A 15,932-nucleotide genomic window follows, 5' to 3' on the forward strand; every position below is an offset into this window, starting at 1 on the left:
GAGGTAAGGCGTGGGCATAGAGGAAAAACTCCCCAGCGGCTTCTTGCTGACCACCGTGGAACAACTGGCGGGCTACTTTCGCAAGAGCTCGCTGTGGCCGGCCACATTTGGACTGGCCTGCTGCGCGATCGAGATGATGGCCACTGCCGGCCCGCGATTCGACATCGCACGCTTTGGCATGGAGCGGTTTTCGGCAACGCCACGTCAGGCCGACCTGATGATCGTGGCAGGCCGCGTCAGCCAGAAGATGGCACCGGTGCTGCGTCAGATCTACGACCAGATGGCCGAGCCCAAATGGGTTCTGGCCATGGGCGTCTGCGCGTCCTCCGGCGGCATGTTCAACAACTACGCGATCGTCCAGGGTGTCGACCACGTTGTGCCAGTTGACATCTACCTGCCCGGGTGCCCACCGCGGCCGGAGATGCTGCTGTACGCAATCCTCAAGCTGCACGACAAGATTCAAGAGATGCCGCTCGGCGTCAACCGCGAACAGGCCATCGCCGAAGCCGAGCAGGCCGCGCTCGCCGTCCGGCCGACGATCGAGCATCTCGGGCTGCTGCGATGAACTCACCGAAACCCGACCCCACCCGGGCGGCCAGTGCGGTCGGCGGCAACCCGGTCGGCACCGACGCTGGCGACGCCGAGCAGATCGGCGTGCGCCGCGGCATGTTCGGTGTCCGCGGCAGCGGTGACACCTCGGGCTACGGGCGACTGGTTCGCCAGGTCACGATCGACGCGAGCAGCCCGCGCCCCTACGGCAGCTACTTCGACGAGGTCGTCGACCGGCTGGCCGAGGCGTTAAAGACTGCCGACAACCTCGAATTCGCCGACGCCGTCGAGAAAGTCGTGGTCTACCTCGACGAGCTGACGCTGCACGTGCGCCGCGAGCTGCTACCCCAGGTCGCCCGCCGGCTGCGCGACGACCCGGCGCTGCGGTTCGAACTGTGCCTGGGCGTCAGCGGCGTGCACTACCCGGACGATACCGGCCGCGAGTTGCACGCGGTGTACCCGCTGAACTCGATCACCCACAACCGTCGGGTTCGCCTGGAAGTGGCCGCGCCAGATGATGATCCACACATCCCATCGTTGTTCGGGATCTACCCGACCAACGACTGGCACGAGCGCGAGACTTACGACTTCTTCGGGATCCTCTTCGACGGACACCCGTCGTTGACCCGCATCGAGATGCCCGACGACTGGCAGGGACACCCGCAGCGCAAGGACTACCCACTCGGCGGCGTCCCGGTCGAATACAAGGGCGCCAAGATCCCACCGCCCGACCAGCGGAGGTCCTACAACTGATGAGCGACACCACCGCCGACGGCGCGGACACTTTGATCGCCGTCACCGGCCAGGACTGGAACCAGATCGTCGAGGCCGCCCGCAAGGGTGAGCCCGGCGAGCGGATCGTCGTCAACATGGGGCCGCAGCACCCGTCCACCCACGGCGTGCTGCGCCTGATCCTGGAGATCGAGGGCGAGACCGTCACCGACGCCCGCTGCGGAATCGGCTACCTGCACACCGGAATCGAGAAGAACCTCGAATACCGGTACTGGACGCAGGGCGTGACATTCGTGACCCGAATGGATTACCTTGCACCGTTTTTCAACGAAACGGCCTTTTGCCTGGGTGTGGAGAAGCTGCTCGGCATCACCGAAGAAATCCCGGAGCGGGTCAACGTCATCCGGGTGATGATGATGGAACTCAACCGGATCTCCTCGCACCTGGTCGCTCTGGCCACCGGCGGCATGGAGTTGGGCGCGATGACGCCGATGTTCACCGGCTTCAAGGGTCGCGAGATCATCCTCACCCTGTTCGAATACATCACCGGCCTGCGGATGAACAGCGCCTACATCCGGCCCGGAGGAGTGTCGCAGGACCTCCCGTCCGACGCCAAGACCGAAATCGCAAAAGCCCTCAAGGAATTGAAGGCCGCCATTCGTGAGATGGGCGACCTGCTCAACGAGAGCGCCATCTGGAAGGCCCGCACCAAAGACGTCGGCTACCTCGACCTCACCGGCTGCATGGCTCTCGGCGTGACCGGGCCATGCCTGCGGTCCACCGGGTTGCCGCACGACTTGCGCAAGGCCGAGCCCTACTGCGGCTACCAGAACTACGAGTTCGATGTGATGACCGACGACGGCTGTGACTCCTACGGCCGCTACATCATTCGCGTCAACGAGATGTCGGAGTCGGTGAAGATCGTCGAGCAGTGCCTGGACAAGCTCCAGCCGGGCCCGACCATGGTGGAGAACCGCAAGATCGCCTGGCCTGCCGACTTGACCGTCGGCCCGGACGGACTGGGCAACTCGCCAGAGCACATCGAGAAGATCATGAGCGGCTCGATGGAAGCGCTGATCCACCACTTCAAGCTGGTCACCGAAGGCATCCGCGTTCCGGCCGGGCAGGTCTACGTCGCCGTCGAATCGCCGCGCGGCGAGTTGGGTGTGCACATGGTCAGCGACGGCGGCACCCGCCCCTACCGGGTGCACTACCGCGACCCGTCGTTTACCAATCTTCAAGCCGTCGCCGCGATGTGCGAGGGCGGCATGGTCGCCGACGTCATCACCGCGGTGGCCAGTATCGACCCGGTGATGGGCGGGGTGGACCGATGACCGCAGCACCCCATTCCAGCACTAGCAATAGCGAGTCCGGCAACGGCAACGGCGAGCGGGTGTTCCTCCGACTCGGCCCGCCCCCGGAGGAGCCCGGCCAGTTCGTCACCGAGGGCGCACCGCACTCGTACCCGGCCGACGTCCAGGCCGGGTTGGAGGTCGACGCCAAGGAGATCATCGGCCGCTACCCGAACCCGCGGTCGGCGCTGCTGCCGTTGCTGCACCTGGTGCAGGCGCAGGACGGTTACGTGACACCGGCCGGTGTGGAGTTCTGCGGTGCACAGCTCAGCCTGACCGGGGCCGAAGTCGCAGCTGTCGCAAGCTTTTACACCATGTACCGTCGCGGACCGACCGGCGAATACCTGGTCGGGGTGTGTACCAACACGCTCTGCGCGGTAATGGGCGGCGACGCGATTTTCGACTCGCTCAAAGACCACTTGGGCGTCGGCAACGGCGAGACCACCGACGACGGGTCGGTCACCCTGGAGCACATCGAGTGCAACGCCGCGTGCGACTTCGCACCGGTGGTGATGGTCAACTGGGAGTTCTACGACAACCAGACCGTCGCATCGGCACGCGAACTCGTCGACGGTCTGCGTTCCGGAAAACCGCCGGCCCCCACCCGCGGTCAGCTGTGCACATTCAAGGAGACCGAGCGGATTCTGGCCGGTTTCCCCGACCCACGGCCGGACGAAGGTCAGGGCGGTGCCGGTGCGGCGACGCTGGCCGGACTGCGCGTGGCCAAGGAACGCAACATGACCGCGCCGACGACGACGCAGAGCGAAGCGATGCCGAGGAGTGGCGCTGAATCTCGGCCGACGACGACGCAGAGCGAAGCGATGCCGAGGAGTGGCGCTGAATCTCGGCCGCCTGCCGGGGAGGGCAAGTAATGGGGTCACCGACGCCGTTGGCTCCGGTGCTGAGCCGCTTCTGGGACGACCCGCAGTCGTGGACGCTGGAGACCTATCGCCGCAACGACGGTTATCAGGCCCTCGACAAGGCCCTGAAAATGGGCCCCGGCGCGGTGATCTCGGCCGTCAAGGACTCGGGTCTGCGCGGTCGCGGCGGCGCCGGTTTCTCGACCGGCACCAAGTGGTCGTTCATCCCGCAGGGCGACGGCGCCGCGGCCGCCAAGCCGCACTACTTGGTGGTCAACGCCGACGAGTCGGAACCCGGCACGTGCAAAGACATTCCGCTGATGCTGGCCACTCCGCACGTCCTGGTCGAGGGCGTGATCATCGCCTCCTACGCGATCCGGGCCAGCCACGCCTTCATCTACGTGCGCGGTGAAGTCCTGCCGGTGCTGCGACGCCTGCAGAACGCCGTCGCCGAAGCCTACGCCAACGGCTACCTGGGCGAGGATATCGGCGGCTCGGGCTACCACCTGGAACTGGTGGTGCACGCCGGAGCAGGTGCATACATCTGCGGCGAGGAGACCGCGCTGCTGGACTCGCTGGAAGGCCGCCGCGGACAACCGCGTCTGCGTCCGCCGTTCCCGGCAGTCGCCGGCCTCTATGGCTGCCCGACGGTGATCAACAATGTCGAGACCATCGCCAGCGTCCCGTCGATCGTGCTCAACGGTGTCGACTGGTTCCGCTCCATGGGCAGCGAGAAATCGCCTGGCTACACGCTGTATTCGCTGTCGGGGCATGTCACCTTGCCCGGCCAGTACGAGGCGCCACTGGGCATCACGCTGCGCGAACTGCTCGACTACGCCGGCGGCGTGCGGGCTGGACACCAGCTGAAGTTCTGGACGCCCGGCGGATCGTCGACACCACTGCTCACCGACGAACATCTCGACGTGCCACTGGATTACGAAGGAGTCGGCTCGGCCGGGTCGATGCTGGGCACCAAGGCGTTGGAGATCTTCGACGAGACCACTTGCGTGGTGCGTGCGGTCGGCCGCTGGATCGACTTCTACAAACACGAGTCCTGCGGCAAGTGCACACCGTGCCGCGAGGGCACCTTCTGGCTGAGTCAGATCTACCACCGCCTGGAAACGGGTCACGGTACCGCCGAAGACCTGGACAAGCTGACCGACATCGCTGACGCAATCCTCGGAAAGTCGTTCTGCGCCTTGGGAGATGGCGCGGCTAGCCCGGTCGCGTCGTCGCTCAATTTCTTCCGCGACGAATATCTCGCGCACATCGAGGGCGGCGGCTGTCCGTTCGACCACAAGCTGTCCATGCTCGATGCAGACGGAGTGAAAGCGTGACACAAACGGCCGACACCGGAGCGAAGGTCACCGAGCCCGAGCTCGTGACACTCACCATCGACGGCACCGAGGTCAGTGTTCCCAAGGGCACCCTGGTAATTCGGGCCGCCGAGCTGATCGGTGTGCAGATCCCCCGGTTCTGCGATCACCCGCTTCTCGACCCGGTCGGCGCGTGCCGCCAGTGCCTGGTCGAGATCGAGGGTCAGCGGAAACCGATGGCGTCCTGCACGATTCCCGTTACCGACGACATGGTGGTGCGCACGCAGTACAGCTCCGAGGCGGCCGACAAGGCGCAGCACGGGGTGATGGAGCTGCTACTGATCAACCACCCGCTGGACTGCCCGATGTGCGACAAGGGCGGTGAATGCCCGCTGCAGAACCAGGCAATGTCCAACGGGCGCCCGGACTCTCGGTTCGAAGACGTCAAGCGAACGTTCGCCAAGCCGATCAACATCTCCTCGCAGGTGCTGCTGGACCGGGAGCGCTGCATCCTATGTGCGCGCTGCACGCGGTTCTCCGAGCAGATCGCCGGCGACCCGTTCATCGAGATGCTGGAGCGCGGCGCGCTGCAGCAGGTCGGCATCTACACAGGCGAGCCGTTCGAGTCGTACTTCTCTGGCAACACCGTGCAGATCTGTCCGGTCGGCGCACTGACCGGCACCGCCTACCGCTTCCGCGCCCGCCCGTTCGACCTGGTCTCCAGCCCCAGCGTGTGCGAGCACTGCGCGTCGGGTTGCGCGCAGCGCACCGACCACCGCCGGGGCAAGGTGCTGCGCCGGCTGGCCGGCGACGAGCCCGAGGTCAACGAAGAGTGGAACTGCGACAAGGGTCGCTGGGCGTTCACCTACGCCACCCAGGGTGACCGGATCACCACGCCCCTGGTCCGCGGCGCCGACGGCGCCCTGGAGCCCGCCTCGTGGCCGCACGCGGTCGCCGCGGCACTCGAAGGGCTCAGCACCGCAGCCGGTGGCACCGGCGTGCTGCCGGGTGGCAGGCTTACCGTCGAAGACGCCTACGCCTACTCCAAGTTCGCGCGAATCGTTTTGGGCACCAATGACATCGACTTCCGCGCCCGTCCGCACTCCGAGGAGGAGACGCAGTTCCTGGCGGCGCGAGTTGCGGGGCGCAATATCACGACCAGCTACTCCGACCTGGAGTCGGCGCCGGCGGTGCTGCTGGTCGGCTTCGAACCCGAAGAAGAGTCGCCGATCGTGTACCTGCGGCTGCGTAAGGCCGCCCGCAAGCACGGGCTGCCGGTGCACTCGGTTGCGCCGTTCGCCAGCAACGGTTTACAGAAGATGCACGGCACGCTGATCGAGACTGCGCCCGGCGGCGAGGCCGCCGCGTTGGACGGATTGGCCGGCGGCGAAGGCGCGGAGTTGCGCACTCTCCTTTCCACGCCCGGCGCGATCATCCTGGTCGGCGAACGGCTCGCGAGCGCGCCCGGTGGCTTGTCTGCCGCGGCCCGGCTCGCCGACAAAACCGGGGCGCGACTGGCGTGGGTCCCGCGACGCGCCGGTGAACGCGGGGCGATCGAGGCCGGCGCGCTACCGGGTCTGCTGCCCGGCGGCCGGCCGCTGAGCGACGAGACCGCACGGTCGCAAGTCGCCGCGAGTTGGAATGTCGCCGAATTGCCTTCGGCCGCAGGCCGTGACGCCGATGCCATCCTGGCCGCCGCCAAAGACGGCAGCCTCGGCGCACTGTTGGTCGGCGGCATCGACCCAGGCGACTTCGCCGACCCTGACGCGGTGCTGGCCGCCCTGGACGCCGCCGGCTTCGTGGTGAGCCTGGAACTGCGGCACAGTGCCGTCACCGAGCGCGCCGACGTGGTCTTCCCGATCGCGCCGGCCGCGGAGAAGGCCGGGACCTACATGAACTGGGAGGGCCGCCAGCGCAGCTTCTCAGGTGCGCTGCCGCCGGCCGCCACGCCGGACTGCCGCGTGCTCGACATGCTGGCCGACGAGTTGGGCATCGACCTTGGATTCCCCACTGTTGCCGCCGGTCTGGCCGAGTTGAACCGGTTGGGCAGCTGGGACGGCGTCCCCGCGGCGTCGCCGACCGTCGCCGCGGCCGCCGCCCCCAAAACCGGCGCTGGAGAAGCGATCTTGGCGGGCTGGCGGATGCTGCTCGACGACGGGCAACTGCAGAACGGTGAGCCACATCTGGCCGGCACCGCCCGCGCACCCGTGCTGCGGTTGTCCGCAGCGACGGCCGGTGGGCTGGGCGCCGCTGACGGAGACCACGTCAGCATCAGCACCGCGCGCGCCTCGATCACCCTGCCGTTGACGATCACCGAGATGCCCGACCACGTGGCGTGGCTGCCGCTGAACTCGCCGGGCTCGGCGGTGCACCGGCAACTGGGCGTCACGCCCGGTGCCGTGGTGAAGATTGGGGTGAGTAAGTGACCGGCTTCGGACACGACACCTGGTGGCTGATCCTGGCTAAAGCGCTTCTGGTCTTCGTGTTCCTGGTGTTGACGGTGCTGGTCGCGATCCTCGCCGAGCGCAAGATCCTGGGCCGGATGCAGATGCGTTGGGGCCCCAACCGGGTCGGCCCGCGCGGCTACCTGCAAAGCCTGGCCGACGGCATCAAGCTGGCGCTCAAGGAGCCGCTCATCCCGTTCGGCGTCGAGAAGCCGATCTTCCTTCTCGCGCCGGCCATTTCGACGATCCCGGCGATCACCGCGTTTGCGTTCATCCCGTTCGGGCCGCAGGTCTCGGTGTTCGGCCACTGGACCCCGCTGCAGGTGACCGACCTGCCGGTGGCGGTGCTGTTCATCCTGGCGTTGTCGTCGATCGGGGTGTACGGGATCGTGCTGGCCGGATGGTCCTCGGGCTCGACCTACCCGCTGCTGGGTGGGGTGCGATCGACCGCGCAGGTGATCTCCTACGAGGTCGCGATGGGCCTGTCGTTCGCCACGGTATTCCTCTACGCCGGAACGATGTCCACGTCGCAGATCGTGACGGCGCAGAACCGGGTCTGGTATGTCTTCCTGCTGCTGCCGTCGTTCTGCACCTACCTGGTGTCCATGGTCGGCGAGACCAACCGGGCGCCGTTCGACCTGCCCGAGGCCGAAGGCGAACTGGTCGCCGGATTCCACACCGAGTACTCGTCGCTGAGCTTCGCGATGTTCTTCCTCGCCGAGTACATCAACATGACCACGGTGTCGGCGCTGGCCGCGACGCTGTTCATGGGCGGCTGGCACGCGCCGTGGCCGCTGAACATGTGGGCCGGTGCCAACAGCGGCTGGTGGCCGGTGCTGTGGTTCACCGCCAAGGTGTGGATGTTCCTGTTCCTCTATATCTGGTTGCGCGGCGTCCTGCCACGGCTGCGCTACGACCAGTTCATGGCGCTCGGGTGGAAGATCCTCATCCCGGTGTCGCTGGTCTGGGCGCTGATCGCCGCCGGCATCCGCACGCTGCGCGACCAGGGTTACGCGCACTGGACGACGCTGCTGGTCGGCGCCAGCCTGGTCGTCACGGTCGTGTTGCTGTATCTGCTGCAACGACCGTTCAGCAACAGACAGCTCCGCAAGAAGCGACGCCGCAACGAGTCGGCCGAAGCCGTGCACTTCGAACCGGCGTTCCCTACGCCGGCGATGCCCGGTAAGCCGCTGGCACCGGCGACCAAGGAGGCAGCCAATGGCTAAGTCTGATCGGCCGATCACTCCTCGGGCCGATTCCGGCCCGCATCGTCGTCGACCCAGGTTCCTCAGTTCCCTGGCCGGATTCGGCGTCACGTTCGGTGCGATGTTCAAGCGTCCGATCACCGAGAGCTATCCGGAGAACCCCGGCCCGGTGAAGCCGCGGTATCACGGCCGCCATCAGCTCAACCGCTATGCCGACGGCTTGGAGAAGTGCATCGGCTGCGAGTTGTGCGCGTGGTCGTGTCCCGCCGACGCGATCTATGTCGAGGGCGCCGACAACACCGACGAGGCCCGGTTCTCACCGGGTGAACGCTATGGCCGCGTCTATCAGATCAACTACCTGCGCTGCATTGGATGCGGGCTGTGCGTCGAGGCCTGCCCGACCCGCGCGCTGACCATGACCAACCATTACGAGATGGCCGACGACAACCGGGCCGACCTGATCTACGAGAAGCAGAACCTGCTGGCGCCGTTGCTCGAGGGCATGACCCCGGCGCCGCATCCCAGAGCCGAAGGTGCCACCGACGCCGATTACTACCGTGGCCACGTCACCGCCAATGGTCTGCGCAAGCTACCGATTTCGGACGTCTCCAAGTGATCACGGATCTAGCCGCTGACACCATCGCCCGCACGTCTACCGGCGAAGCGGTGACGTTCTGGATCCTTGGCGCCTTGGCGCTGATCGGGGCGCTGGGGGTGGTGATGGCCGCCAACGCGGTCTACAGCGCGATGTCGCTGGCGCTGACGATGATCGTGTTGGCGGTGTTCTACATGATCCAGGACGCCTTGTTCCTCGGCGTGGTCCAGATCGTGGTCTACACCGGCGCGGTGATGATGCTGTTCCTGTTCGTGCTGATGCTGATCGGCGTCGACTCCGCGGAATCGCTGGTGGAAACCCTTCGTGGACAACGAGTTGCCGCCGTGGTGGCCGGGCTGGGCTTGGGCGTCGTGCTGATCGCCGGAATCGGCACCGTCACTACCAGCCGTTTCGGGAGAAACGGTCTCTCGACAGATATTGCTCCCGAAGGCAATGTCCAGGGGCTGGCGGCGCTGATCTTCTCCCAATACCTCTGGGCATTCGAGTTGACCAGCGCGCTGCTGATCACCGCGGCGATCGGGGCGATGATCCTGGCTCACCGCGAACGCTTCGAGCCACGCAAGACCCAGCGCCAGATGTCCATCGAGCGGTTTCAACCCGGTGGTCACCCCACCCCGCTACCCGGCCCGGGCGTCTTCGCGCGGCACAACGCCGTCGACACTCCCGCGCGACTGCCCGACGGCTCCCCCTCCCGGTTGTCGGTGCCCGCAGTCCTGGAACTGCGGCCGGTCAAGGAGAAGGACATGCCAGTTGTCCACGGTTCCAACGGTTCCGGCTCCATCAATGCAGGGGGGGGTGCGTCGTGAATCCGCAGAACTACCTATATCTGTCCGCGCTGCTGTTCACCATCGGTGCCGTCGGTGTGCTGTTGCGGCGCAACGCGATCGTCATGTTTATGTGCGTCGAATTGATGCTGAACGCGGTGAACCTCTCGTTCGTCACCTTCGCCCGGCTGCACGGTCACCTCGACGGCCAGATGGTGGCGTTCTTCACGATGGTCGTCGCCGCCTGCGAAGTGGTGGTCGGACTGGCCATCATCATGACGATTTTCCGTGCCCGCAAATCGGCTTCGGTCGACGACGCCAACCTGCTCAAAGGCTGAGGGGATGACACATCTGACCTGGCTGCTCGTCGCGTTGCCCGCGGCCGGCGCCGCAATATTGCTGCTCGGCGGCAGGCGGACCGACAAGTGGGGACACCTGCTCGGCTGCGCGACCGCGCTGGGCGCGTTCGGCATCGGCCTGACGCTGCTGGCCGAGCAGCTCGGCCGGCGCGGCGACGCCCGGACGATCAGCCAACACCTGTTCAGCTGGATCCCGGTCGGCAGTCTGCACGTCGACGTGGGCCTGCAGATCGACCAGCTGTCGATCTGCTTCGTGCTGCTGATCACCGGAGTCGGATCGCTGATCCACATCTATTCGGTCGGCTACATGGCCGAAGATCCTGATCGCCGGCGCTTTTTCGCCTACCTCAACCTGTTCCTCGCGGCGATGCTGCTGCTGGTGGTGGCCGACAACTACCTCGTCCTCTACGCCGGCTGGGAGGGCGTAGGCCTGGCCTCCTACCTGCTGATCGGGTTCTGGTACCACAAGCCGACCGCGGCCACCGCGGCCAAGAAGGCCTTCGTGATGAACCGGGTCGGCGACGCCGGCCTGGCGCTGGCGATCTTCGCGATCTTCGCCAACTTCGGCACGCTGTCCTACGCGCAAGTGTTCGGCCAGGCCGCGGGTGCCAGCCGCAGCGCGCTCACCGCGATCGGGTTGTTGCTGCTGGCGGGTGCCTGCGCCAAATCCGCGCAGGTTCCACTGCAGGCCTGGCTCGGTGACGCGATGGAGGGCCCGACGCCGGTGTCCGCACTGATCCACGCTGCGACCATGGTGACCGCCGGTGTCTATCTGATCGTGCGATCCAACCCGCTGTACAGCCTGTCTCCGGACGCGCGGCTCGGCGTCATCATCGTCGGCACGGTCACGCTGCTGTTCGGGGCGATCATCGGCTGCGCCAAGGACGACATCAAGCGCGCGCTGGCGGCGTCCACGATGAGTCAGATCGGCTACATGGTGCTGGCCGCAGGCCTGGGACCGGCCGGCTACGCGTTCGCGATCCTGCATCTGCTCACCCACGGCTTCTTCAAAGCCGGCCTGTTCCTCGGCTCCGGCTCGGTCATCCATGCCATGAATGACGAGCAGGACATGCGCCACTACGGCGGGCTGCGTGGCGTGCTGCCGATCACCTTCGCGACGTTCGGGTTTGGCTACCTGGCCATCATCGGTGTGCCGCCGTTCTCGGGCTACTTCTCCAAAGACGCGATCATCGAAGCGGCGCTGGGAGCCGGCGGAGCCGCGGGCTGGACACTGGGTGGAGCTGCCCTGCTGGGCGCCGGGATCACCGCGTTCTACATGACCCGGGTGATGCTGATGACGTTCTTCGGCAAAAAGCGTTGGGCCGCCGACGCACATCCGCACGAGCCGCCCCCGACGATGATCTGGCCGATGATCCTGCTCGCGTTCGGGTCGGTGTTCGCCGGTGGTCTGCTGGCCGTAGGCGGCACCCTGCAGCACTGGCTGGAACCGGTGACCACCTTCGAGGAAAGCCCGCAGGTCGCGCCGACGTGGGTGACCAGCGCGGTGGCCGTCGGTGTCGTCGCCGTCGGGTTCCTGGTGGCGCTCTGGCGTTACCTCGGCCGTTCCGTGCCCGAGACGGCACCCGCCGACATGTCGGTGCTGACCGTTGCCGCCCGCAGGGATCTCTACGGCGACGCCTTCAACGAGGAAGTGTTCATGCGACCGGGTGCACAACTCACCCACGCGCTGGTGGAATTCGACGACCAGGGTGTCGACGGCTCGGTCAACGGACTGGCCAATCTGGTGGGACGGACGTCGGATTGGCTGCGGGGCTTGCAGACCGGATTCGCCCGCAACTACGCATTGTCGATGTTGGCCGGAGCTGCGCTCGTCGGCGCCGCGATCCTGGCGGTGCAACTGTGGTGATCCGCGCTTTCGACCTGAAACCGCACCGCATGAGCGGCGCCACTGAACAGGAGCGGCGCTCGTGAATAACGCCCCTTGGCTCTCCATCCTGTGGCTGCTGCCGTTGGTCGGTGCCGTCGTGATCATTCTGGTGCCGCCGGGCGGACGTCAGTTCGCCAAGTGGCTCGGCGTGGCCGTATCGGTTGCGGTGCTGGCGGTGTCGATCGCGCTCGCGGTCGCCTTCCGGGTCGGCGGCCCGACGTACCAGTTCACCGAATCCCACACGTGGATACCGGCATTCGGTGCCGGCTACACCATCGGGGTCGACGGCATCGCGCTGGTGCTGGTGTTGTTGACCACGATCCTGGTGCCGTTCCTGCTGGTGGCCGGTTGGAACGACAGTGGCGATTCTGACGACCCGCTGCGCTCGGCTCTGCCGCGCTGGCGATCGTCAGGTAGCGAGCGATCCCGCGGCACGCAGGCCTATGTGGCGCTGACGCTGACCATCGAGTCGATGGTGCTCATCTCGATGATCTCGCTGGACGTACTGCTGTTCTACGTGTTCTTCGAGGCGATGCTCATCCCGATGTACTTCCTCATCGGTGGATTCGGCGGCGGCGCCCACCGGTCGCGCGCCGCGGTGAAGTTCTTGTTGTACAACCTGTTCGGCGGTCTGATCATGCTGGCCGCGGTGATCGGCTTGTACGTGGTGACCGCCGAAAATGGTTCGGGCACTTTCGATTTCCGTCATATCGTCGCTGCCGTCACGTCGGGCACCTTGGGCGCCTCGTCGGGCGTGATGAAGGCGCTGTTCCTGGGATTCATGTTCGCGTTCGCCATCAAGGCGCCGTTGTGGCCATTCCACCGCTGGCTGCCGGACGCCGCGGTGGAGTCGACGCCTGCGACCGCGGTGCTGATCACCGCGGTGATGGACAAGGTCGGCACGTTCGGCATGTTGCGGTACTGCCTGCAGTTGTTCCCTGACGCGTCAACGTATTTTCGGCCCGCGATCGTCTCCCTTGCGGTGATCGGTGTCATTTACGGCGCCATCGTGGCGATCGGCCAGACCGATATCATGCGACTGATCGCCTACACGTCGATCTCACACTTCGGCTTCATCATCCTGGGCATCTTCGTGATGACGACCCAGGGTCAGAGCGGGTCGACGCTGTACATGCTCAACCACGGTATCTCCACCGCCGCGTTGTTCCTGATCGCCGGATTCCTGATCTCGCGCCGCGGCACTCGCTCGATCGCCGCTTACGGCGGAATCCAGAAGGTGGCCCCGGTGCTGGCCGGCAGCTTTCTGGTCGCGGGCCTGGCCACGGTGTCGCTTCCCGGACTGGCGCCGTTCGTCAGCGAGTTCCTGGTGCTGCTGGGCGCATACAACCGCTACTGGCTGGCGGCGGCGGTCGGCGTGATCGCGTTGGTGCTCTCCTCGATCTACATCCTGTGGCTTTACCAGCGGGTGATGACCGGCCCCGTGACGAAGGGCAACGAACGGATCCGCGACCTGATGCCGCGCGAAATCCTGGTCGTCGCACCGCTGATCGCACTGCTGCTGATCCTGGGGATCTACCCCAAGCCGGTGCTCGACATCATCAACCCTGCGGTGGGGAACACCATGGCGACCATCGGCGCCCATGACCCCGCACCGATCGTGCGACCGGGCACGGCGCATGTGCCCGGAATGGCGGAAGGACCGCACCGATGACGTCTCTGCTCGCTGCCTCGGTGCCGACGCCCAGCGTCGAATACGGATTACTCTCACCGGTTTTCATCGTCTTCGGTGTCGCGGTGGTCGGTGTTCTGGTCGAGGCATTCCTGCCCCGGCGCGCCCGCTACGGCGCCCAGGTGCTGCTGGCGCTCGGTGGCCTGATCGCTGCGATCGCCGCGGTCATCGTCGTTGCCCGCCAACTCGATCCCCCGGGCCGCTACGCGGTGTTGCACGCGCTGGCGATCGACGGCCCGACCCTGCTGTTGCAGGGCGCAATCTTGCTGGTCGCGATGCTCGCCGTGTTCTTCTTCGCCGAGCGCCAAAAGGGCGACAACGCGGCCGCCGGACCGGGCGCTGCGACGGCCACCGCTCACGTGCCCGCCGGGTTGGATTTCTTTACGCCCCAGGCGTCTGCGGTCCCGGACAGTGCGGCCGAGCACGAGGCGCAGCGGGCCGGCGCCAGCCAGACCGAGATCTTCCCGCTGACGATGCTGGCAGTCGGCGGCATGCTGGTGTTCCCGGCCGCGAACGACCTCCTGACCATGTTCGTGGCGCTCGAGGTGTTGTCGCTGCCGCTCTACCTGCTCTGCGGGCTGGCCCGGCACCGTCGCCTGATGTCCCAGGAAGCAGCGGTCAAATACTTTCTGCTGGGCGCATTTTCGTCGGCGTTCTTCCTGTACGGCGTGGCGCTGCTGTACGGCGCCACCGACACCCTTTCGCTGCCCGGTATCGCGAAGGCGTTGGCAGCGCACCACGGCCATTCGATGGCGTTGATCGGCGTCGCACTGCTGTCGGTCGGTCTGCTGTTCAAGGTGGGCGCGGTTCCGTTCCACTCGTGGATTCCCGACGTCTATCAGGGCGCACCGACCCCGATCACTGGGTTCATGGCCGCCGCAACCAAAGTCGCGGCCTTCGGCGCGCTGTTGCGCGTGGTCTACGTTGCGCTGCCGCCCTTGCACGACCAGTGGCGGCCCGTGCTGTGGGCCATCGCGATTCTGACCATCGCGGTCGGCACGGTCACCGCGGTGACGCAAACCGACGTGAAGCGGATGCTGGCATACTCCTCGATCGCGCACGTGGGCTTCCTGCTCACCGGCGTGATCGCCGACAATCCGGCGGGTCTGGCGGCCACGATGTTCTATCTCGTCGCCTACAGCTTCAGCACGGTGGGCGCGTTCGCGGTGGTCAGCCTGATTCGCAACCCGCACGGCGAAGAGGACGCAACCACCGCCCACTGGGCCGGACTCGGCCAGCGTTATCCCGTTGTCGGCCTGCTCTTTTCGATGTTCCTGCTGGCATTCGCCGGTATCCCGTTGACCAGCGGCTTCATCAGCAAGTTCGCAGTGTTCTCGGCGGCGGCCGAGGGCGGGGCGGTGCCGTTGGTCATCGTCGGTGTCGTCGGTAGCGCGGTCGCCGCGTACTTCTACGTACGGGTGATCGTGCTGATGTTCTTCACCGAGTCGCCCGCCGAACCGGTGCACGTGGTGATGCCCAGTTTCTGGAGCAAGGCAGCGATCGCGGTCTGCGCGGCAATCACCATCGGTTTGGGCATCTTCCCGCAGCCACTGCTCGATCTCGCCCGGCAGGCCGCGCAGTTCCTCTCATGACGTCGACGCTGGTTCTCAGCAAGGACACCGGCGCGATCCGGGTGCTCACCATGAACCGGCCCGCCGCACGAAATGCGTTGAGCCCGAACCTGATCGGGACGCTCTACGCCGCGCTGCGGGCGACCGACGACGACCCATCGGTGCGGGCAGTGGTGCTCACCGGCGCTGCCGGAAGGCGAATGCGCGCAGCGCGATACTAGACCGCAGCGGAGGTGAAGTCGTCGAGCGCGACCGCCGCCAGGTCCGGGCGCAGGACGCTCAACTCTCCGAGTTCCTCGTCGGCACGCCGCTGCACGAGCAGCGGAATGAAGCCCCTGACCCGGCTACTTTGCAACTGTTCATACACGTGGCGCACGACGGCGGTCACATGGTCCATCGGAAGCGCCGAGTATTTCTCGGCGAGGCGGCGTTCCACGTCGGAAATCAGCGCCCGCTCTTCTCGAGACATCCGCATATTGTTGCCGCCAACTGACCACCGGTCAAGATTGCGACTTGACTCACGAAAACTGCCCGCGAAACACCCTCGGTGCCTCACGTAAAAGTGCCCGCGAAACGGTGACCGTCG

15 protein-coding genes are annotated in these 15,932 nt (G+C 66.2%); 14 read left to right on the plus strand and 1 reads right to left on the minus strand.

The window, feature by feature from the left end:
- Positions 1–10: 10 nt before the first annotated feature.
- The 14 genes from ABDV69_RS09905 (at position 11) to ABDV69_RS09970 (ending at position 15,567) form a co-directional block, all read left to right on the plus strand.
- The gene (locus ABDV69_RS09905) at positions 11–565 is read left to right on the plus strand and encodes an NADH-quinone oxidoreductase subunit B family protein (protein ID WP_343573690.1); all 555 of its coding nucleotides are present in this window, start codon (positions 11–13) and stop codon (positions 563–565) included.
- A complete protein-coding gene (locus ABDV69_RS09910; protein WP_343573693.1) occupies positions 562–1,302 on the plus strand; it encodes an NADH-quinone oxidoreductase subunit C in 741 nt (246 codons plus the stop codon). Before ABDV69_RS09905 ends, ABDV69_RS09910 begins: the two co-directional genes overlap by 4 nt.
- Positions 1,302–2,615 carry an NADH dehydrogenase (quinone) subunit D gene (gene nuoD, locus ABDV69_RS09915; protein ID WP_343573695.1) on the plus strand — a complete coding sequence of 438 codons (1,314 nt, stop codon included), beginning with the start codon at positions 1,302–1,304 and terminating at the stop codon, positions 2,613–2,615. The genes ABDV69_RS09910 and nuoD overlap by 1 nt, the downstream gene beginning before the upstream one ends.
- Positions 2,612–3,505 carry an NADH-quinone oxidoreductase subunit NuoE gene (gene nuoE / locus ABDV69_RS09920; RefSeq protein ID WP_343573697.1) on the plus strand — a complete coding sequence of 298 codons (894 nt, stop codon included), beginning with the start codon at positions 2,612–2,614 and terminating at the stop codon, positions 3,503–3,505. Before nuoD ends, nuoE begins: the two co-directional genes overlap by 4 nt.
- The gene (gene nuoF / locus ABDV69_RS09925; RefSeq protein WP_343573700.1) at positions 3,505–4,830 is read left to right on the plus strand and encodes an NADH-quinone oxidoreductase subunit NuoF; all 1,326 of its coding nucleotides are present in this window, start codon (positions 3,505–3,507) and stop codon (positions 4,828–4,830) included. Before nuoE ends, nuoF begins: the two co-directional genes overlap by 1 nt.
- Positions 4,827–7,235: an NADH-quinone oxidoreductase subunit G gene (locus ABDV69_RS09930; protein ID WP_343573702.1), complete on the plus strand. Its 2,409-nt coding sequence runs from the start codon at positions 4,827–4,829 to the stop codon at positions 7,233–7,235. Before nuoF ends, ABDV69_RS09930 begins: the two co-directional genes overlap by 4 nt.
- Positions 7,232–8,479, plus strand: coding sequence for an NADH-quinone oxidoreductase subunit NuoH (nuoH, locus tag ABDV69_RS09935; protein WP_343573705.1), 1,248 nt, complete (start codon positions 7,232–7,234; stop codon positions 8,477–8,479). Before ABDV69_RS09930 ends, nuoH begins: the two co-directional genes overlap by 4 nt.
- Positions 8,472–9,074 (plus strand): NADH-quinone oxidoreductase subunit NuoI, encoded by a 603-nt coding sequence (gene nuoI / locus ABDV69_RS09940; RefSeq protein ID WP_343573708.1) that lies wholly within the window; start codon positions 8,472–8,474, stop codon positions 9,072–9,074. Before nuoH ends, nuoI begins: the two co-directional genes overlap by 8 nt.
- A complete protein-coding gene (locus ABDV69_RS09945) occupies positions 9,071–9,880 on the plus strand; it encodes an NADH-quinone oxidoreductase subunit J (protein ID WP_343573711.1) in 810 nt (269 codons plus the stop codon). Before nuoI ends, ABDV69_RS09945 begins: the two co-directional genes overlap by 4 nt.
- Positions 9,877–10,176 carry an NADH-quinone oxidoreductase subunit NuoK gene (gene nuoK / locus ABDV69_RS09950; protein WP_343573714.1) on the plus strand — a complete coding sequence of 100 codons (300 nt, stop codon included), beginning with the start codon at positions 9,877–9,879 and terminating at the stop codon, positions 10,174–10,176. Before ABDV69_RS09945 ends, nuoK begins: the two co-directional genes overlap by 4 nt.
- 4 nt (positions 10,177–10,180) lie before the next feature.
- On the plus strand, positions 10,181–12,064 hold the full coding sequence (gene nuoL / locus ABDV69_RS09955; RefSeq protein ID WP_343573715.1) for an NADH-quinone oxidoreductase subunit L: 1,884 nt from the start codon (positions 10,181–10,183) through the stop codon (positions 12,062–12,064).
- Between the two features lie 61 nt (positions 12,065–12,125).
- On the plus strand, positions 12,126–13,757 hold the full coding sequence (locus tag ABDV69_RS09960; RefSeq protein WP_343573716.1) for an NADH-quinone oxidoreductase subunit M: 1,632 nt from the start codon (positions 12,126–12,128) through the stop codon (positions 13,755–13,757).
- A complete protein-coding gene (gene nuoN / locus ABDV69_RS09965) occupies positions 13,754–15,367 on the plus strand; it encodes an NADH-quinone oxidoreductase subunit NuoN (protein WP_343573719.1) in 1,614 nt (537 codons plus the stop codon). The genes ABDV69_RS09960 and nuoN overlap by 4 nt, the downstream gene beginning before the upstream one ends.
- Complete coding sequence (locus ABDV69_RS09970) at positions 15,364–15,567, plus strand: enoyl-CoA hydratase-related protein (RefSeq protein ID WP_343573722.1); 204 nt, start codon at positions 15,364–15,366, stop codon at positions 15,565–15,567. Before nuoN ends, ABDV69_RS09970 begins: the two co-directional genes overlap by 4 nt.
- Here the strand turns inward: ABDV69_RS09970 and ABDV69_RS09975 are convergent.
- Positions 15,564–15,815, minus strand: a complete 252-nt coding sequence (locus ABDV69_RS09975; RefSeq protein ID WP_343573724.1) for a hypothetical protein — start codon at positions 15,813–15,815, stop codon at positions 15,564–15,566. The two genes, ABDV69_RS09970 and ABDV69_RS09975, sit on opposite strands and share 4 nt — an antisense overlap.
- Between the last annotated feature and the right edge of the window lie 117 nt (positions 15,816–15,932).

The organism is Mycobacterium sp., from assembly GCF_039583785.1.
Taxonomy (GTDB): Bacteria; Actinomycetota; Actinomycetes; order Mycobacteriales; family Mycobacteriaceae; genus Mycobacterium.

What these genes read in the sequence shown, in the direction of transcription:
- ABDV69_RS09910 (WP_343573693.1), top strand. Translation starts at nt 562, where the DNA reads ATGAACTCACCGAAACCCGACCCCACCCGGGCGGCCAGTGCGGTCGGC.
- nuoD (WP_343573695.1), top strand. Translation starts at nt 1,302, where the DNA reads ATGAGCGACACCACCGCCGACGGCGCGGACACTTTGATCGCCGTCACC.
- nuoE (WP_343573697.1), top strand. Translation starts at nt 2,612, where the DNA reads ATGACCGCAGCACCCCATTCCAGCACTAGCAATAGCGAGTCCGGCAAC.
- nuoF (WP_343573700.1), top strand. Translation starts at nt 3,505, where the DNA reads ATGGGGTCACCGACGCCGTTGGCTCCGGTGCTGAGCCGCTTCTGGGAC.
- nuoI (WP_343573708.1), top strand. Translation starts at nt 8,472, where the DNA reads ATGGCTAAGTCTGATCGGCCGATCACTCCTCGGGCCGATTCCGGCCCG.
- nuoL (WP_343573715.1), top strand. Translation starts at nt 10,181, where the DNA reads ATGACACATCTGACCTGGCTGCTCGTCGCGTTGCCCGCGGCCGGCGCC.
- nuoN (WP_343573719.1), top strand. Translation starts at nt 13,754, where the DNA reads ATGACGTCTCTGCTCGCTGCCTCGGTGCCGACGCCCAGCGTCGAATAC.
- ABDV69_RS09970 (WP_343573722.1), top strand. Translation starts at nt 15,364, where the DNA reads ATGACGTCGACGCTGGTTCTCAGCAAGGACACCGGCGCGATCCGGGTG.
- ABDV69_RS09975 (WP_343573724.1), bottom strand. Translation starts at nt 15,815, where the DNA reads ATGTCTCGAGAAGAGCGGGCGCTGATTTCCGACGTGGAACGCCGCCTC.